The organism is Arthrobacter sp. StoSoilB5 (genome assembly GCF_019977235.1).
Taxonomy (GTDB): Bacteria; Actinomycetota; Actinomycetes; order Actinomycetales; family Micrococcaceae; genus Arthrobacter.
Map to the genome: position 1 here is coordinate 4,586,097 of NZ_AP024646.1, position 16,618 is coordinate 4,602,714.

General features: G+C 60.9%; 13 protein-coding genes. 5 read left to right on the plus strand and 8 right to left on the minus strand.

What is annotated here, in order from left to right:
- The 8 genes from LDN75_RS20755 to LDN75_RS20790 all read right to left on the minus strand — a co-directional run bounded on the left by LDN75_RS20755 (position 1) and on the right by LDN75_RS20790 (position 9,748).
- On the minus strand, positions 1-1,104 hold the full coding sequence (locus LDN75_RS20755) for a Gfo/Idh/MocA family oxidoreductase (RefSeq protein ID WP_223934568.1): 1,104 nt from the start codon (positions 1,102-1,104) through the stop codon (positions 1-3).
- Positions 1,105-1,151: 47 nt separating this feature from the next.
- Positions 1,152-2,051, minus strand: a complete 900-nt coding sequence (locus LDN75_RS20760) for a carbohydrate ABC transporter permease (protein ID WP_223934569.1) — start codon at positions 2,049-2,051, stop codon at positions 1,152-1,154.
- Complete coding sequence (locus LDN75_RS20765; RefSeq protein WP_223934570.1) at positions 2,048-3,028, minus strand: sugar ABC transporter permease; 981 nt, start codon at positions 3,026-3,028, stop codon at positions 2,048-2,050. The genes LDN75_RS20760 and LDN75_RS20765 overlap by 4 nt, the downstream gene beginning before the upstream one ends.
- 2 nt (positions 3,029-3,030) lie before the next feature.
- Complete coding sequence (locus LDN75_RS20770; RefSeq protein ID WP_223934571.1) at positions 3,031-4,338, minus strand: ABC transporter substrate-binding protein; 1,308 nt, start codon at positions 4,336-4,338, stop codon at positions 3,031-3,033.
- Positions 4,339-4,538: 200 nt separating this feature from the next.
- Positions 4,539-5,534 carry a LacI family DNA-binding transcriptional regulator gene (locus LDN75_RS20775; RefSeq protein ID WP_223934572.1) on the minus strand — a complete coding sequence of 332 codons (996 nt, stop codon included), beginning with the start codon at positions 5,532-5,534 and terminating at the stop codon, positions 4,539-4,541.
- A 152-nt stretch (positions 5,535-5,686) separates the two neighbouring features.
- Positions 5,687-6,103 carry a HEPN domain-containing protein gene (locus LDN75_RS20780; RefSeq protein WP_223934573.1) on the minus strand — a complete coding sequence of 139 codons (417 nt, stop codon included), beginning with the start codon at positions 6,101-6,103 and terminating at the stop codon, positions 5,687-5,689.
- 118 nt (positions 6,104-6,221) lie between these two features.
- The gene (locus tag LDN75_RS20785) at positions 6,222-7,628 is read right to left on the minus strand and encodes an RNA-directed DNA polymerase (protein WP_346347179.1); all 1,407 of its coding nucleotides are present in this window, start codon (positions 7,626-7,628) and stop codon (positions 6,222-6,224) included.
- A gap of 815 nt (positions 7,629-8,443) precedes the next feature.
- On the minus strand, positions 8,444-9,748 hold the full coding sequence (locus LDN75_RS20790) for a hypothetical protein (protein WP_223934574.1): 1,305 nt from the start codon (positions 9,746-9,748) through the stop codon (positions 8,444-8,446).
- 585 nt (positions 9,749-10,333) lie between these two features.
- Between LDN75_RS20790 and LDN75_RS20795 the strand changes: the two genes are divergently transcribed.
- The 5 genes from LDN75_RS20795 to allB all read left to right on the plus strand — a co-directional run bounded on the left by LDN75_RS20795 (position 10,334) and on the right by allB (position 16,617).
- Positions 10,334-11,137 carry a TIM barrel protein gene (locus LDN75_RS20795; RefSeq protein WP_223934575.1) on the plus strand — a complete coding sequence of 268 codons (804 nt, stop codon included), beginning with the start codon at positions 10,334-10,336 and terminating at the stop codon, positions 11,135-11,137.
- A gap of 146 nt (positions 11,138-11,283) precedes the next feature.
- Positions 11,284-12,162, plus strand: coding sequence for a 2-hydroxy-3-oxopropionate reductase (locus LDN75_RS20800; RefSeq protein WP_223934576.1), 879 nt, complete (start codon positions 11,284-11,286; stop codon positions 12,160-12,162).
- Between the two features lie 133 nt (positions 12,163-12,295).
- The gene (gene gcl / locus LDN75_RS20805; RefSeq protein WP_223934577.1) at positions 12,296-14,071 is read left to right on the plus strand and encodes a glyoxylate carboligase; all 1,776 of its coding nucleotides are present in this window, start codon (positions 12,296-12,298) and stop codon (positions 14,069-14,071) included.
- Positions 14,072-14,096: 25 nt separating this feature from the next.
- A complete protein-coding gene (locus tag LDN75_RS20810) occupies positions 14,097-15,275 on the plus strand; it encodes a glycerate kinase (protein ID WP_223934578.1) in 1,179 nt (392 codons plus the stop codon).
- Positions 15,268-16,617, plus strand: coding sequence for an allantoinase AllB (allB, locus tag LDN75_RS20815; protein WP_223934579.1), 1,350 nt, complete (start codon positions 15,268-15,270; stop codon positions 16,615-16,617). The genes LDN75_RS20810 and allB overlap by 8 nt, the downstream gene beginning before the upstream one ends.
- Position 16,618: the final 1 nt, after the last annotated feature.

The following is a 16,618-nucleotide window of genomic DNA, read 5'->3' on the forward strand; positions in this document are numbered from 1 at the left end:
TCAGAGCACCACTTCACGTTGTTCGAGGGCGGACCTGTAGCAGGCATCGAGTATCAGGGCTCGGGTGAGGGCAAGCGAACCGTCGTGGCTTCCCCACACGGTCTCGCCGCCGCGCACGGCGGCGATGAAGTCGTCGACGACGGCCTGGTGCGCTCGTCCAGGTTCAGCCACCACCTCGAAGTCAGCGTTCTCGCCGTCCTTCTCGGTGAAGACGTGAACGTCCGCTACCGGGTTCTCGGAGGCGCCGACCGAGCGCAAGTCCGCTCCGCCGTCGGTCCCGTAAACGGTGAAGTCCATCAGGTCCCGCTCGTCGCGGTAAGTGGCCCATCCCGCTTCCAGGATCAAGGTACCCCCGCCTTCCAGCCGGATGAACGCCGATGCGAAGTCTTCCACTTCAAACTTATGACTCGAGTTCGAAGCTGTGTAGCGGGCGTTGCCGCCGAGGCCGCGCGGGCCGAGTTCGGAATGGGTCGACGCCGAGACGGCCAACACCTTGGGTTCGCCCAGCAGGTGCAGGGAGTAGTCCAGGACGTGCACCCCGATGTCAGCGAGCGGACCGCCGCCGGCCAGTTCCGGGTTGGTGAACCAGCTGCCCAGCATCGGGATGCCTTGGCGCCGGAGCCAGGATGCCTTGGCGTAGTACGGGCGACCCAACGTCCCGGCGTCGATCACTTCCTTGAGTGCCTGGATGTCGCCGCGGCGACGGTGGTTGAACGCGACGTCCAGGACACGGCCGGCCTTGCGGGCGGCGTCCACCATCTGTTGACCCTCGACGGCGTTACGCGCCAACGGCTTTTCGCTCAGCACGTGCAGTCCCCGCTCGAGCGAGGCAATGGCGATCGGTGCGTGCAGGAACGTCGGCACGGCGACGCTGACGGCGTCGAGATCTTCGAGCTCGATCATGTCCTCCCAACGGGCGAACGCGTGCGGAAAGCTGTATTCCTCCTTCAGCTGGGCAAGAAGGTCAGCTTCCATGCCCGCGACGGCGACAATCTCGACGCCGTCGATGTTGCTGTACGCCTTGAGGTGCTGCCGGCCGGCCCAACCGATGCCCACAACTCCCACCTTGAGGGTTGTGGACGGGGCCTGCTGCTGAATGCTCACGTTGTTCCTGTTCTTTCTGGGTTACTAGTTGTGGTTTTGAAAGGCGTTTAGCCCTTGACCGCACCGGCCGTCATGCCGGAAACGATGCGCTTCTGGCACAGCAGCACGAGGATCACGAGCGGGACGGTGATGATCACCGACGCGGCGCTGATGGTGCCGAGGGGTTGGTCGAACTCGCTGGTGCCGCTGAAGAACGCGATCGCCACCGGAACAGGCCGCGCCTCTGGCGAGGTGGTCAAGGTGACGGCCAGGAGGAATTCGTTCCAGACCGAGATGAACACCAGGATCGCCGTGGTCGCCAGGCCGGGGACCGCCAGCGGCAGGATGACCTTGCGGAAGGCGACAAACGGCGTGGCGCCATCCATGTACGCAGATTCCTCAAGCTCACGCGGGATCTCCTTGAAGAAAGACGTCAGCGTGTAGATCGCCAGCGGCAACGCGAACGTCAGCTTCGGGATGATGAGGCCGAGCAGAGTGTCGTACAGGCCGATGTCGCGCCAGATGGAGAACATCGGGGCCGCGATGGCGATGGCCGGGAACGTGGTGACCGAGAGGATCAACGTCAGGATCATCGCCTTGCGGCGCATCTTCAACCGGGCCAGCGCATAGGCGGCAAAGGACGCGAAAACCAGCGCCACTGTTGTAGTTACGACGGCGATAATCACCGAGTTGCGCAAGGCCAGGAGGAACTCGGGGTTCTGGAAGACCACCAGATAGTTCTCCAGGGTCGGCTGGCTCGGGAAGAGCTCGCCTTGGGCCAGGCTCGCACCCTTCTTAAGGGAGGTGTTCACCAGCCAGTAGAACGGGATGAGCGAGAAAGCCATGACGGCCACCACGAACACCCACACCAAGGGATGCAGTTTCGATTCCCCACGCAACCGACGCTTTGGCGCCTTGGGGCGCGTGGCGAGTTCCGCCGTCGGGCGTTCTGCAGTCAGCGTGCTCATTGCTCCTCCTTCGCGACGTCGCGGATGTTGCCGCCGGCGAAGCGGACGTAGATGACCGAGACCACCATGACGGTGAGGAAGGTCAGGATGGACAGCGCCGAACCTTCGCCAACCAGCCGGTTTTCGCGCAGTTGCGTGTAGGCGAGCATGGACATGGATTCGGTGCCGTTGGCGCCGCGGGTGAGGACGAACGGCAGGTCGAAGACGCGGAGGGCGTCCATGGTGCGGAAGATGGCCGCGAGGACGATCGCCGGACGGAGCAGCGGCAGGGTGATATTCACGAACGTCTGCCATTTGCTGGCGCCGTCGAGCTCCGCGGCCTCGTACGTTTCGGCCGAGATGACCTGCAGGCCGGCCAGGATGATGAGCGCGGCGAAAGGCGTGGTCTTCCAGACGTCGGCCATGACGATGACGGCCATCGCGTAGCCGTGCTCGCCGAGCCAGACCACATCGCCGCCCGGCAGTCCCAGCGTGGAAAGAACGTTAGTGACCAGGCCCATCTTGGGCTGGAACATCGTTTGCCAGGTGATGGCGCTGACCACGGTGATGATCGCGTAGGGCAGCAGAACCACGGTGCGCAGGACGGCGCGGCCCTTGAACGCGAGGTTGAGCAGCAATGCCATGGCCGTGCCGAGGATGAGTTCCAGGCTGACAGACAGGCCCGCGAAGAGGAAGGTCTGGCCGAAGGCGGTCCACCATTCATGGCTTGCGAGGGCGTTGATGTAGTTTTCCAGGCCGACGAACCGGGACAGACCGGCGGTCCGAACGCTGTACTGGTTCAACGAGAGCCAGATCGCGTAGCCGATCGGGACCGCCGCAACCAGCGCCATGATGACCAGCGACGGCGCGGTCATGCGGAACGCGAGCTTGCGCTCGGCACGGTCGCGGCCGCTTGTCGTTTTTGCTGTCCGTGTGGGTGCGCCGCGGTTTGGCGCGCCCCTTGGGCTGCGGCCCGGTAGGAGTGTCTTGATGGCCATAACTAGAAGCTCGCCTTGGCGGTGGTGATTTCCTCGGCCATCTTCTTCACGGCATCCTCGGTGGAGGTGGTGCCGGAGAGGACCGCGTAGACGTTCTTGTAGATCGCCTGCGAGATCTGCGGGTAGACAGGGGAGATCGGGCGCGGCTTGGCACCCTTCACGGAGGCGAGGAGTTCCGTGGCGAACGGCATCTTCTGGAGAACCGCCGGGTCAGAGTAGGCAGCTTCGTTGACCGGGGCCTGTGAGTAGTCCATCGCCACGTGCTTCTGCCAGTCCGGGGTGGTGGCGAAGTCTATAAATGCGACAGCTCCGGCCTGGTTGGTGGAGTGGGCCGAGATCGCCAGGTTCCAGCCGCCGAGCACGCCCGAGGCTTTGCCGCCCTCCCATGCCGGCAGGGGCGCGACGCCGAAGCTGGACGCCAGCGGTGTCGCGTTGAGCAGGCGGTAGACGTGCGGCCAGTTGCGCTGGTATCCGAAGTCTCCGGACTCGTAGGCGAGTCGGGCGGGGTCTTCGTTGTAGGTGAGGACGGCGCGGTCGGCTGAGCCGTTCTTGAGGCCGTCGCTCATGAAGTTGAGGACGTCGCGGGTTTCCTTGGAGTCGATTTTGACGTCGCCTTGGTCGTTGAGGACTTCGCCGCCTGCGCTGTAGAGCATTTCGAGGAAGTTCACCGTGAGGCCCTCGTACTGCTTGCCCTGGTAGACGTATCCGTTGCCGGGAGCCTTGGCGGCTTCCGCGTAGAGCTGCTGCCAGGACTCGGGCTTGGCCACCTTGTCCTTCTGGTAGTAGATCAATCCGGCGTTGGTGAAGAACGGCGAGGCCCAGTACTTGTCTTGGTACTTGGTGGTTTCCACAGTGGAGGGAATGAGCCTGTCCTTGTTGGCCTCGACCAGCTTGGTCTGGTCCAGCAGCCAGCCCTGGGAGGCGAACTCGGAGGTCCAGATGACGTCCGTGAGGAAGAGGTCGCACTCGGTGGACTTGCCTTCGAGCCGCTGCACAATCTGCGTGCGGGCTTCGTCCGTGGTGGCGCCGATCTCGGTGTACTTGGCCGTGACCTTGCCGTTCGCCTTGGTGAACGCCTCTGCCGTGCCCTTGTAGATGCCGCTCGCGTCCTTGACGCCGCAGATGTTCACGGCACCGCTGGCATTAGCGCCCGACGCCGGATCGGCAGCTGCCGCTTGTTCCGCACCTTGGGGTGAGGCTCCCCCGCCGCACGCGCTGAGGAGGAGGGCTGCGGCTATTGCGGTCGCTGCTAGGGCTTTGCGGTTTGTGGCTTTGTTCTGGAGCGGTAGAGCAGGTCGGTTCAAGTCCACAAGTGGCTCCTTTGGTGGCTGTGGGCGAGTGGCGTTCAGTGCGCGTTTTGGCTGTCCCGCGTGCTGAGGGTGGCTTCTTTGCCGGTGGTTCTTTTTGGTTTTTGGAATCGATTCCAAATGTTTCCAAAAGAATCGGCCTTTCGGCCGTGGAATCGATTCCAAAGTAGTTTGACAGTGGTTGCTCGGGGCTGTCAACCCTTTTATTTCGTGGAGTCCCGGATGACGAGTTCGTGCGGGAGGAAGGTTCTTCCCTTGCGATGTGAGCCCTCGACGGTCATCCGCTCCAGGAGTTCAGCGAAGGCTACGCGGCCCATTTCGTAGGCTGGCTGGCGGACTGTGGTCAGCTCCGGGACGCACATTTCTGCTTGGGCAGAGTCGTCGAAGCCTGCCACGGCGATGTCATCGGGAACTCGTAGTCCGGCGTCGGTGAGTTCACGGACGCAACCGGCTGCGACTACGTCGGTTCCGCAGAAGACTGCGTCCGGAAGCTCTTTTGCTTCCAGGAGCTTCTTCGTGAGCCTGCGGCCAGCGTGGAATCCGAAATTGCCTTCACCGAACAGGATCTGGTCCGGTTCCAATCCTTGCTCCGTGAGCGCTTGGCGGAAGCCCTCTTCCCGCAGCCGGCCTGAGCGGGCTCCCCTATGGGCGAGCATGGCCAGCTTCTTGGCGCCGGTGTTGATCAGGTGTTTGGTGATGTCGTAGGCGGCTTGGCGGTCGTCGATGGACACACCGAATGCCGCCTCGGCGTCGACGATTTCACAGACCTGGACCACGCTCATTTGCTCAGCGACTGTGTTGACGTCCTCGTCAGACATTGTTGGCGAAAAGATCACGAGCCCGTCCACTGAGCCGTTCCGCAGCATGTCCACGAGTTGCTGTTCGCGATCGAGGTCCCCGTCGGTGGCAGCGATGAGGCTGACGTAGCCGGAGTCCGCTGCAGCGTCGCCGACTCCGCGGAAGACTTCGCTGATCACCAATGAGTCCAGGTTCTTGGCGAGGGCCAGGACACGCATGGTGCGGTCTCTTCTTAGGTCTCTTGCTGAAGCGAGAGGACGGTAGCTGAGCTGACGGATTGCGGCGTTGACCTTCTCCTTGGCTGCCTCGCTGACGGCCGGGCTCCCGTTCAAAACGCGCGACACCGTCCCCACGGAGACACCCGCAGTCCTGGCGACGTCTTGAACTGTCGCTCGAGCCATTCGATTTGTCCTTCCGCGAGCAGTGACGATGGTCCCGGCGCATTCACCGTCAATCCACAGCATTTTGGGGATAACTAACCTGAGTACAGTACATCACGACTAGGGAACACAGATTATACGGACGACCCGCGTTAGCACCCTACCCCCTACACCTAATCTTCCAAAACCTTTGCGACGGCTTCATCTAATGAAACTACAAAGTTTGCCGCTATCTCAATGGCCAGCTGACCGGCATTTGCTTTAAGCACTATAACTCGCCCCTGAAGCTCAGATTGCAAATCCAAGCTCAGCCTCTTCTTAAGTTCAAGGACTTTGAAGAGACTCTTGGCCTGGCGATCAGTCAGTTGATTGTTGCCATGCACAATTGCATTTCGGACCTCGACAATCGTGGTGAGACTCTTAGCTTCGGAAAATTGACTCAAGGCAATGCCGAAACCTTTATCTAACCATAAGTTCCGCTCATCCCATGATTGATGAAATGAGTTTGCGTTCCGCTGGACAAGCTGCCGACCGAAAGATGTCGTCAAAACATAAGACTTTCCAATGAATTCATCCAAAAAGTGGTCCACCAAAGCTTCTACGAGAGTTACCGACGTAACTATCTGGGCGTTGACCCCGCCCACCTCGGTCGAACGCAGGTTGAACAAAGACCGGAGGGAATCCTCGCTGGCTGGAAGTACCTTGGCATCAACCCGCAAATGAGGCACCCCACTCGAACGCAGGTTTCGTGAGGGCAGAGTCGGCCCGCAAAGCCTTGCCCACATTAGTGGGTTTAGCCGCATCTAACTTCCCTGCACAGGCCGCAAGGCCAATACGCGTAACATCGGTGGCGGCCACATAGAGTTCCCCAAGGCGGTCCGATGTCAACCGTTGTCGCATTGCCAGGAACCAAGCGGCCTCAGCGCGGACCGATTCAAAACGGTCGTCGAGTAATCCTACGGCCCACTCGATAACTGTCGACTCGGCAGATGTCCACCCCGACTCGAAGGAATTGCCCAAATTAAGCATCCAAAGCCGCGCCCACGGGCTTTGGCGCGGCATTAGCGTCAATTGCGCCAGTGTCGACCAATTCTCATCGACCTCATCACGACCTGTCACATATTTTGCGATATTGAAAAGCCGTATCGGCTCGCGTTGAGCAATTGCAGACAACCAGTCGTCATTAATACGGTTTGGGGCCGAAGTAAGCACTTTCAGAGCGCGGGTTCCATAGAAGGTGTAGATCCCTCGCTCACCAGATTCCTTGACTGCCCAGTCCTTTACAACCTCAGACAGGGCGGCAAAGTCCACGTCATCATCATCCGCCTCCGTGAGTACGACATCAAAGTCGTCGTACCCTACCCTGACATGCTCAATCGAACTCAGCTCATCAGCCGCGCTATCCCTATATCTTTGGAACGCCGACTCTCTATCAATTTTCTCGCGACGAACCTGACGCGCGGAACGTATCTTTGTTTTACCATCCGCAAGCACTAAACCTATTCCGCGAGCGATTTCGACGGCTCGCTCAATGGCTTCATGTGCTTCACCCCAAGAAGCACTAATAACCCTAAAGTCATCGGCATATCTATCTACTTGATATCCCGCACGGACCAACCCTCGTTCAAGCTGATTGAGATAGGCGTCCGCCAGGAGGTGGCTGCATTCCATGGCCTGCGGTATACCGACTCCTCGCGGAAATACGTCACCAAGCAAGCTACCCAAGGCAGAGATTGGCTTCTCATTCAGTGTTTGAAGAAGCAGTTCATTCGTGAGAACTTCGTGATTGATGTACTCATAGCAAGCTGCAATGTCAAAGTCCACCAAGAGGACGTCATCAGCTTCCCCGCGATCAATACCGAATTCGTTGTGGGCATCCATGTCTCTATCCCGAGATGGAGACGGAAGACCTGACTTGAGGCTCTCCACTAATCCTTCATACAGGGTGCGAGCTTCCGGGGAAAGCAGCCCTATGGGACGTGGACCGAGTCCCTGCTTAGGCATTGCAACAGTTTCCATCACGGGCACATGGCCTGTGGTAAATCTGGCTTTTGTAGACTGGGCCAGCTCTTTGGTGGCACCCGCCAACGAACGCTCCGATACCAGGTGAGGCATGAGAGTCAATGACGTGCTGACCGTCTTCTCAGCGGCAGCGTCGAACGGCAGGATGGATGCAACTTCAGACGATATAAGCAACAGTCAGTCTCCTTGAGCTATGCGGTCAACTCTATGTTCGCACGTAGCAACGTGCTGTGAGTTCGCCGGTTACGGTGTCAAAGGATACGCGATTCAGTCCATTTGAAAGTCGCCGGAAGCCTACAGCTCTAAATGATTCATGTGAAAATCGGCGGGCTTGATTGGCCGACAGTCTGAAGAAATCCCCCGCAAGGTCCTGTATACCAAGGTAAAAGACCAGCTAGGTGAGCACTCATAACGGTCGCCCTTACTGAAGCTTGTTCCGAGAGTGACATCCGTTGCACAACTCGGCAAAGATCACACGGGAGCGGAACATTCATCGGTAAATCCCACGAAGGCGTCGATGCAGCAGACGAAGAAGCCGTATCCCACTCGCTAGCGTCAGAAGATTGGAAAAAGATCCCCAGCACACGGCCCTAACAACCAGCCACCATCGAGCGGGCCCGTTTGGCATCCCGACCGAGCGCCGGCATCCCCGAGCGCAACACGTGATGCCGCAGCACTTGGATAAACGAATAGATAGGACCATGCACCGGCGCAGAGACCGAGTTCCGCCCAAAATGATTTCCAAACCATCCTGAGCCCTGCGAGATACTCCGCTTAGTCAGTCAAAGTCCATTATGAAAAACGCTGTCTTCGTCTGTTTTTCGCCGATCATGATTTCCTTCGCGGTCAAAGCGCACCAAAGCATGCCGCGTGGGCACTCGCTAAAGGCCAGCGGTGCCACCGCCCGCTCAGTGAACTTCCACGGTTTCACCGGCAACTTTGCGAGCGTGGTGGACGAGCCAGCCCTTCGCCGTCAAGGTCACGGTCCTACGACGAGTGTCATCCTCGTCGATCTCAGCGTCGATGAGGCCAACCCGCTGAACCTCGGCGAAATTTGACCTCATCCGTTGGGGTGAGTTGAACCCCAAGGCCTCATGATCGCTCGGAGAGCATACTCCGCCCAGCGCGGCCAAGTCGTCAAACAACTGCCACATACGAGGTTGGAGCCTGATCGACGCTGTGATTTCCTGCGCTTCCAAAGCGAGCCACTGCTTCAGCGTCGGAAGATATTCGACTTGAGGTAGGTGAAGCTTGTCTTCGATTTCAAGCCAGCTGCAGAAGTCTTGCGCGTACCGAAACGCGTCACGCAAATTGGCGTGACACATTTCATAAAGATAGAGGAACTCCGTAGCGCCGACGGGGCACACAGCGCCGTCACGCGCAGCAAAGTGATTGAGCCGAGCACCAATCAACTCTTCAATGCGGGAGTCAGCGATTGGGGTAACCTCTATGGGTCGTGAAATTCTGCCGTTCAACCTAGGGGAACTGACCGAGGCACGAATAATACCTTTTGCGCCACAAAGAACCCAACGGACGCCTGGAAGACTCAGGGTAGTATCGCGGATCTTTTCCAAAACCCGACCAGCCTCACTGCTACGGCCAAGGAGTTCGACATTGTCAATAATGGCAACAAGACCACCCGCTGATTGGGTCGGGAAAACCTTTTTCAAGGCATCCCGTACGAGCCTTTCCAGTCCTGAATTTTCGAAACCAACCGAAGTGTTGACTTCATCAGTCTTTTGTCCTTCGGCGCCGATACCAAGTATCTGCACTCCGCCACCACCCGATGACACGATGGGTTCGTTCATCCACCGCTTCAACTCAGACAGGTTCGGCGTTGTAAGCCTAAGGTCTTTAAAGTGGCCCTCATGCTTAATCAGAGACTGGGCTATTGCAAGCAAGGCCTCTCTGTGAAAGACGTTGGCGTCGGTTCCAAGCTGGAGCACACCATCGACCGGAACCAATGTCTGCCCCAACGTTCCCGCAAATCGCTTCTGAATTGCTTCGTAGACGGTAACCAGGACGAGGCTGGTCTTGCCGACGCCGTTATCGCCTTCCAGGGATGCATGAAGGGTTGAGCTCGTGAGCTTGCTCATCAGCTCGCGCTTTTCACGTTCACGACCGACAAGTAAGGTCAACCCTTCCGAGTTCGCTGCCAAGGAACGCGAATCGAAGGGGTTGTCCGTGAAGCCTAAATCGTTCCAAAGTGACAAGTCTGAGCTCCCTGGCATGCGTCCGGTCTGGTCGTACATAAAACTAGCATCGCCGAAGTAAAACCGTGCTGCCCGCGGCCCCGCGATTGGCAAAAGAGACCCGCCCAATCACTGACAGGTACGGGCTGCACTCATGGGCAACCGTCGCAGCTTGAAGCGGCCTAGGATCTGACCCTCGCTGCACAAGCCACCGATCCGTTCATTCATTCGACTAAGTACAGCGCTGGGGTTAACCCCAGGAATCAAGCGCGCTGCCCGGTGGGGTGCACTTCATGTATGGGATGAACTTACGCTGACCTCCGGTCAGCAAGCCCAGATGCGCCCTTCATCGCGATTGGCGAGTCGTACTGAGTTTCGACAAGCACCCCTGTTCCGCGATGTTTCGGCGTTAGGGAAAAGCCACCCTAACCGTTTGACTGAGTACCCCCACTCCCCCACCCACCCCCTTGACTCCCACCCCTACCTTCCCTAGACTTTTCATAAAGCAGAATCTAAATTCCACAAAGCGGAAACTGAGGCCAAGCACCGAGGCAGCAGTCAAGCAGCAGGAAGATAGATCAAAGCCCCTCCTCGGAAGGACCTACGATGACGTACACAGTGAACTGTTCCATCCTCCTGACGGAGCTGCCCTTGCTCGAGCGCCCCGCCGCCGCGAAGGCAGCCGGTTTTGACGCCGTCGAGTTCTGGTGGCCCTTCGAAACGTCCGTCCCCAGCGACGCCCAAGTAACCGAGTTCGAAACCGCCATCAAGGACGCCGGCGTTCAGCTCACGGGCCTGAACTTCAACGCCGGCAACATGCCCGGCGGCGACCGCGGCCTCGTCTCCTGGCCGGCACGCTCCACCGAGTTCCAGGACAACATCGACGTTGTCGCAGGCATCGGTGAGCGCCTCGGCTGCAAGGCCTTCAACGCCCTCTACGGCAACCGCATCGACGGCGAATCGGCCGAGAAGCAGGACGCCATTGGTGCCGAAAACCTCGCAACCGCAGCGGCCGGCGTCGCCCGCATCGGCGGCACCGTCCTCCTCGAGCCGGTCAGCGGCGCACCCAAGTACCCGCTCCTCACCGCCGAAGACGCACTCAAGGTCATCGCCCGCGTCAGGGCCGAATCCGGCGTCGACAACGTCAAGCTCCTCGCCGACTTCTACCACCTTGCAGTCAACGGGGACGACGTCGAATCCGTCATCGAGAACCACGCCAAGGACTTCGGCCACATCCAGATCGCCGACAACCCCGGCCGCGGCGCTCCCGGAACCGGCACGCTCCCCCTCGGCGAATGGATCGCCCGCAGCCGCGAACTCGGCTACGCAGGCTACATCGGTTTGGAATACAAGGAACCGCAGGAAACGGCCTTCAGCTGGGCAATCCGCCAGCGCGCCAACGCCAACTAAGCACCGTGCGCCCAACTAAGTAGCAGCAGAGCGCGTTTAGAACCCTCAAAACGCGCACTAATGCGACCTAGTTGGGTAAGCACACCTGATTTAGCGCACTCGAGTTAAAAGACACACACACAGACTTCCCCAGAAAGAGAACCACAATGAGCAACGTTGCAGTCATCGGCCTCGGAATCATGGGCCTCCCCATGGCCATCAACCTCGTCAAGGCCGGCCACACGGTCACCGGTTTCAACCGCAGCCAGGACAAGATCGACAAGCTCGTCTCCGAAGGCGGCAAGGGTGCCACCAGCATCGCGGACGCAGTCAAGGACGCCGACGTCATCATCACCATGGTCCCGGACTCCCCCGATGTTGAGGGTGTTGTCAGCGGCAAGGACGGCGTCTTCGCCAACGCGAAGAAGGGCGCACTCTGGATCGACGCTTCCAGCATCCGCCCGGATGTCGCCGCCCGCCTCGCAACAGACGCCAAAGAAGCAGGCATCCGCCCGCTCGACGCTCCCGTATCCGGTGGCGAACAGGGCGCAATCGACGCCGTCCTGTCCATCATGGTCGGCGGCGAAGCAGCTGACTTCGAGGCAGCACAGGATGTCCTCAACGCTGTGGGCAAGACCATCGTCCACGTCGGCCCGTCCGGCTCCGGCCAGACCGTCAAGGCAGCCAACCAGCTGATCGTGGCCGTCAACATCCAGGTCCTCGGCGAGGCCATCGCCTTCCTCGAGGCCTACGGCGTAGACACCGACGCAGCACTGAAGGTCCTGGGCGGCGGCTTGGCCGGCTCCAAGGTCCTCGACCAGAAGGGTCAGAAGATGCTCGACCGCAACTTCGACCCCGGCTTCCGCCTGGCCCTCCACCACAAGGACCTCGGCATCGTCACCTCCGCAGCCCGCGAAGCCAACGTCGCTGTCCCGCTCGGCGCAGTCGTCGCCCAGCTCGTCGCCGCAACCGTCAACCAGGGCGACGGCGGCCTCGACCACTCGGGCCTTTTCAAGCAGGTCCTCCAGCTCAGCGGCCGCAAGTAGCAGCCCAGCGCTAAAGCGCCAAAGAAACAAACAGCAGGGAACCCGCCGTCGTACTTAAACGACGGCGGCTCCCTCACCACACCCAAAAACACCACAGACTTCGCCCGAAAGGGCAAAAAACAAGGAGTACACCATGGCTAAGATGCGCACCGTTGATGCGGCAGTCGCCATCCTGGAAAAGGAAGGCGCCACCGAGGCTTTCGGCCTGCCAGGCGCAGCGATCAACCCCTTCTACTCAGCAATGCGTGCCCACGGCGGCATCCGCCACACGCTGGCCCGCCACGTTGAAGGCGCCAGCCACATGGCCGACGGCTACAGCCGCGCAGCTGATGGCAACATCGGCATCTGCATCGGCACGTCGGGCCCCGCTGGCACGGACATGATCACTGGCCTGTACGCAGCCCAGGCCGATTCTATCCCCATGCTCTGCATCACCGGCCAGGCACCCGTTGCCAAGCTACACAAGGAAGACTTCCAGGCCGTGGACATCGAGTCCATCGCCAAGCCGTTGACCAAGTTCGCCATGACCATCCTGGAGCCGGGCCAGGTTCCCGGCGCCTTCCAGAAGGCGTTCCAGCTGATGCGCTCGGGTCGTCCGGGCCCGGTTCTGTTGGACCTGCCCATCGACGTTCAGATGGCCGAGATCGAGTTCGACATCGATGCCTACGAGCCCCTGCCCATCGAGAAGCCCAAGGCTTCCCGCAAGCAGCTGGAAAAGGCTTTGGACCTGCTGACCGCTGCCAAGCACCCGCTGATCGTTGCCGGTGGCGGCATCATCAACGCCGGGGCTTCGGCCCAGCTGGTTGAGCTGGCTGAGATCCTGAACGTTCCGGTGATCCCCACCCTGATGGGCTGGGGCGCCATCCCCGACGACCACCAGCTGATGGCCGGCATGGTTGGCCTGCAGACCTCACACCGCTACGGCAACGAGACGTTCCTGCAGAGCGACTTCGTGATCGGCATCGGCAACCGTTGGGCCAACCGCCACACCGGCGGCCTGGACACCTACACGGCCGGCCGCAAGTTCGTGCACATCGACATCGAGCCGACGCAGATCGGTCGCGTTTTCTCGCCGGACTTGGGCATCGCGTCCGACGCCGGTGCGGCGCTGGACGGTCTGTTGGAGCTGGCACGCGAGCGCCAGGCAGCCAAGACCCTGCCGGACTACTCCGGTTGGGTTGCCGAGTGCCAGGAGCGCAAGGGCTCCCTGCACCGCAAGACCAACTTCGACAACGTGCCGATCAAGCCGCAGCGCGTATACCAGGAGATGAACAAGGCCTTCGGCCGCGACACCACCTACGTGTCCACCATTGGCCTGTCGCAGATCGCCGGCGCACAGATGCTGCACGTGTTCGGCGCCCGCAAGTGGATCAACGCAGGCCAGGCCGGCCCGCTGGGTTGGACCGCTCCGGCAGCACTCGGTGTAGTCAGGGGCACCCCGGACGCCACCGTTGTGGCCCTGTCCGGTGACTACGACTTCCAGTTCATGATCGAAGAACTGGCCGTTGGCGCACAGTTCAACCTGCCGTACATCCACGTTGTGGTGAACAACAGCTACCTGGGCCTGATCCGTCAGAGCCAGCGCGGCTTCAACATGGAACAGAACGTTTCCCTGGCCTTCGAGAACATCAACAGCCCGGAGACCAACGGCTACGGCGTGGACCACATCAAGGTTGCTGAAGGTCTGGGCGTCAAGGCCATCCGCGTTGAGGACCCGAACGACCTGCCTGCCGCTTTCGACAAGGCCAAGGCCCTGATGGGCGAGTTCAAGGTTCCCGTGGTTGTTGAAGTGATCCTGGAAAAGATCACCAACATCTCCATGGGCGTTGAGATCAACGCGGTGAACGAGTTCGAAGAGCTGGCAGAAACCGCGGCGGATGCACCCACCGCGATTCTGACCAAAGCCTAAAGAGAAACAGAAAGGAGGCACCGGAATGCGTGTGGTCATCGCCCCGGACAAATTCAAGGGCTCTCTGTCCGCGCCCGACGTCGCCAGGCATCTCGCAACAGGATTGCTGGCAGGCTTCGGCCAAACAGGCCTTGAGGCAACACGCATTCCGGTGGCCGACGGCGGCGAAGGAACCATCGATGCCGCCATCGGCTCCGGCTTCACCCGCCGGACCACCACCGTCACCGGCCCGCTGGGCGAACCGGTGAAGGCCGACTTCGCGGTGCGGGACCAGGAAGCTGTCATCGAAATGGCGGCGGCTTCCGGTCTCGCCCTCCTGCCGGACGGCCCCACGTCCCAGACGGCTAAAACCGCAACCAGCATCGGAACCGGCGAACTCATCCGCGCCGCGCTGGATCTCGGCTGCCGCAAGATCATCCTGGGCGTGGGCGGCAGCGCCAACACCGACGCCGGCGCTGGAGTCCTGCAGGGCCTCGGCGCCGTCTTCCTGGACGAGAACGGCAACGAGCTTCCCGGCGGCGGTGCCGCCGTGGCACAGCTGAACAGCATCGACTTCTCCAACTTCGACGTCCGCATCGAAGCCACGGAATTCGTGCTGGCGTCCGACGTCGACAATCCCCTTTTGGGGGCCAGCGGAGCCCCAGCCATCTTCGGTCCGCAGAAGGGCGCGACGCCGGACGACGTCACCTCGCTCGACGCGGCGCTGAGCCACTTCGTTGACGTGCTCGCAGCAACCACCGGGCAACATGCCAAATACGCAGCCAAAGCAGAAGGCGCCGGAGCAGCAGGCGGCGTTGGCTACATTGCCATAGCGGCACTGAAGGCAGAGCGGCGGCCGGGCATCGACGTCGTGCTTGAATTCACTGACCTCGAACAGAGACTAAAGGGCGCCGATCTGGTGATCACCGGAGAAGGCAGCCTGGACGAACAAAGCCTGCTCGGTAAGACCCCCATGGGCATCTCGCGGGCGGCGCAGAAGGCCGGGGTTCCCGTGATCGCAGTCTGCGGCCGGAGTACCCTGAGCCGGGAACAACTCACGGATGCCGGTTTCCACACGGTCCACGCTTTGACCGACATGGAATCCGATGTCCAGAAATGTATCGCTGAAGCAGGTCCGTTGCTTGAACAATTAGGTAAGCACATAGGCGTGTACCTGGCGGAACGGACCGGCAACCCCGACAACAAGGAGTACCTCAATGTCTGAAGCAATCGGCGCCTATGACCTCGTTATCCGGGGCCAGCGCATCCTGACCACTGCCGGCCTCGCAGCACGCGAAGTTGGTATCCGCGACGGCATCATCGTCGCTATCGAACCCTTGGGCAACGGCCTCACAGGCAACGAGGTCATCGAACTCGCAGACGACGAAACCCTCATCCCCGGCCTGGTGGACACGCACGTCCACGTCAACGAGCCCGGCCGCACCGAGTGGGAAGGCTTCGCCTCCGCCACCCGTGCCGCTGCTGCCGGTGGTGTAACCACCATCATTGACATGCCGCTGAACAGCATTCCGCCCACCACCACTGTGGACGGCCTGGAGCAGAAGCGCGTGGTCGCCAAGGACCAGGCGTTTGTTGACGTCGGATTCTGGGGCGGTGCCATCCCGGGCAACAAGAGCGACCTCCGCCCGCTCCACGACGAAGGCGTGTTCGGCTTCAAGTGCTTCCTCCTGCACTCCGGCGTGGACGAGTTCCCGCACCTGGACGCGGACGAGATGGAAGAGGACATGAAGGAACTCAAGTCCTTCGACTCCCTCATGATCGTGCACGCCGAGGACTCGCACGCGATCGACCGTGCCCCGCACCCGGGCGGCGACCACTACGAGACCTTCCTTGCATCCCGCCCCCGCGGCGCGGAGAACAAGGCCATCGCCGAGGTCATCGAGCGCGCCCGCTGGACCGGCGCCCGCGCCCACATCCTGCACCTCTCCTCCTCCGATGCGCTTCCCATGATCGCCTCGGCAAAGCGCGACGGCGTCAACCTCACCGTTGAGACGTGCCCGCACTACCTGACGCTCATGGCTGAAGAAATCCCCGACGGCGCCACGGCCTACAAGTGCTGCCCGCCCATCCGTGAAGCCTCCAACCGCGAGCTCCTCTGGAAGGGCCTGCAGGACGGCACCATCGACTGCATCGTCTCGGACCACTCCCCCTCCACCCTTGACCTCAAGGACCTGGAAAACGGCGACTTCGCAGTGGCATGGGGCGGCGTTTCCTCGCTCCAGCTGGGCCTGTCCCTGATATGGACCGAAGCCCGGCACCGCGGCATCCCGCTGGAACAGGTCGTGTCCTGGATGGCCGAGAAGCCCGCTGCCCTGGCCCGCCTGCACAACAAGGGCCAGCTCGCCCTGGGTTATGACGCCGACTTCTCCATCTTCGCTCCGGACGAGGCCTTCGTCGTGGACGTCACCAAGCTCAAGCACAAGAACCCGATCACGCCGTACGACGGCCGTCCCCTGGCCGGCGTCGTCCGCAAGACCTACCTGCGCGGCACCGCGATCGACGGCCAGAACCCCGGCGGCAAATTGCTCCGCCGCGGCAACGTTTAGG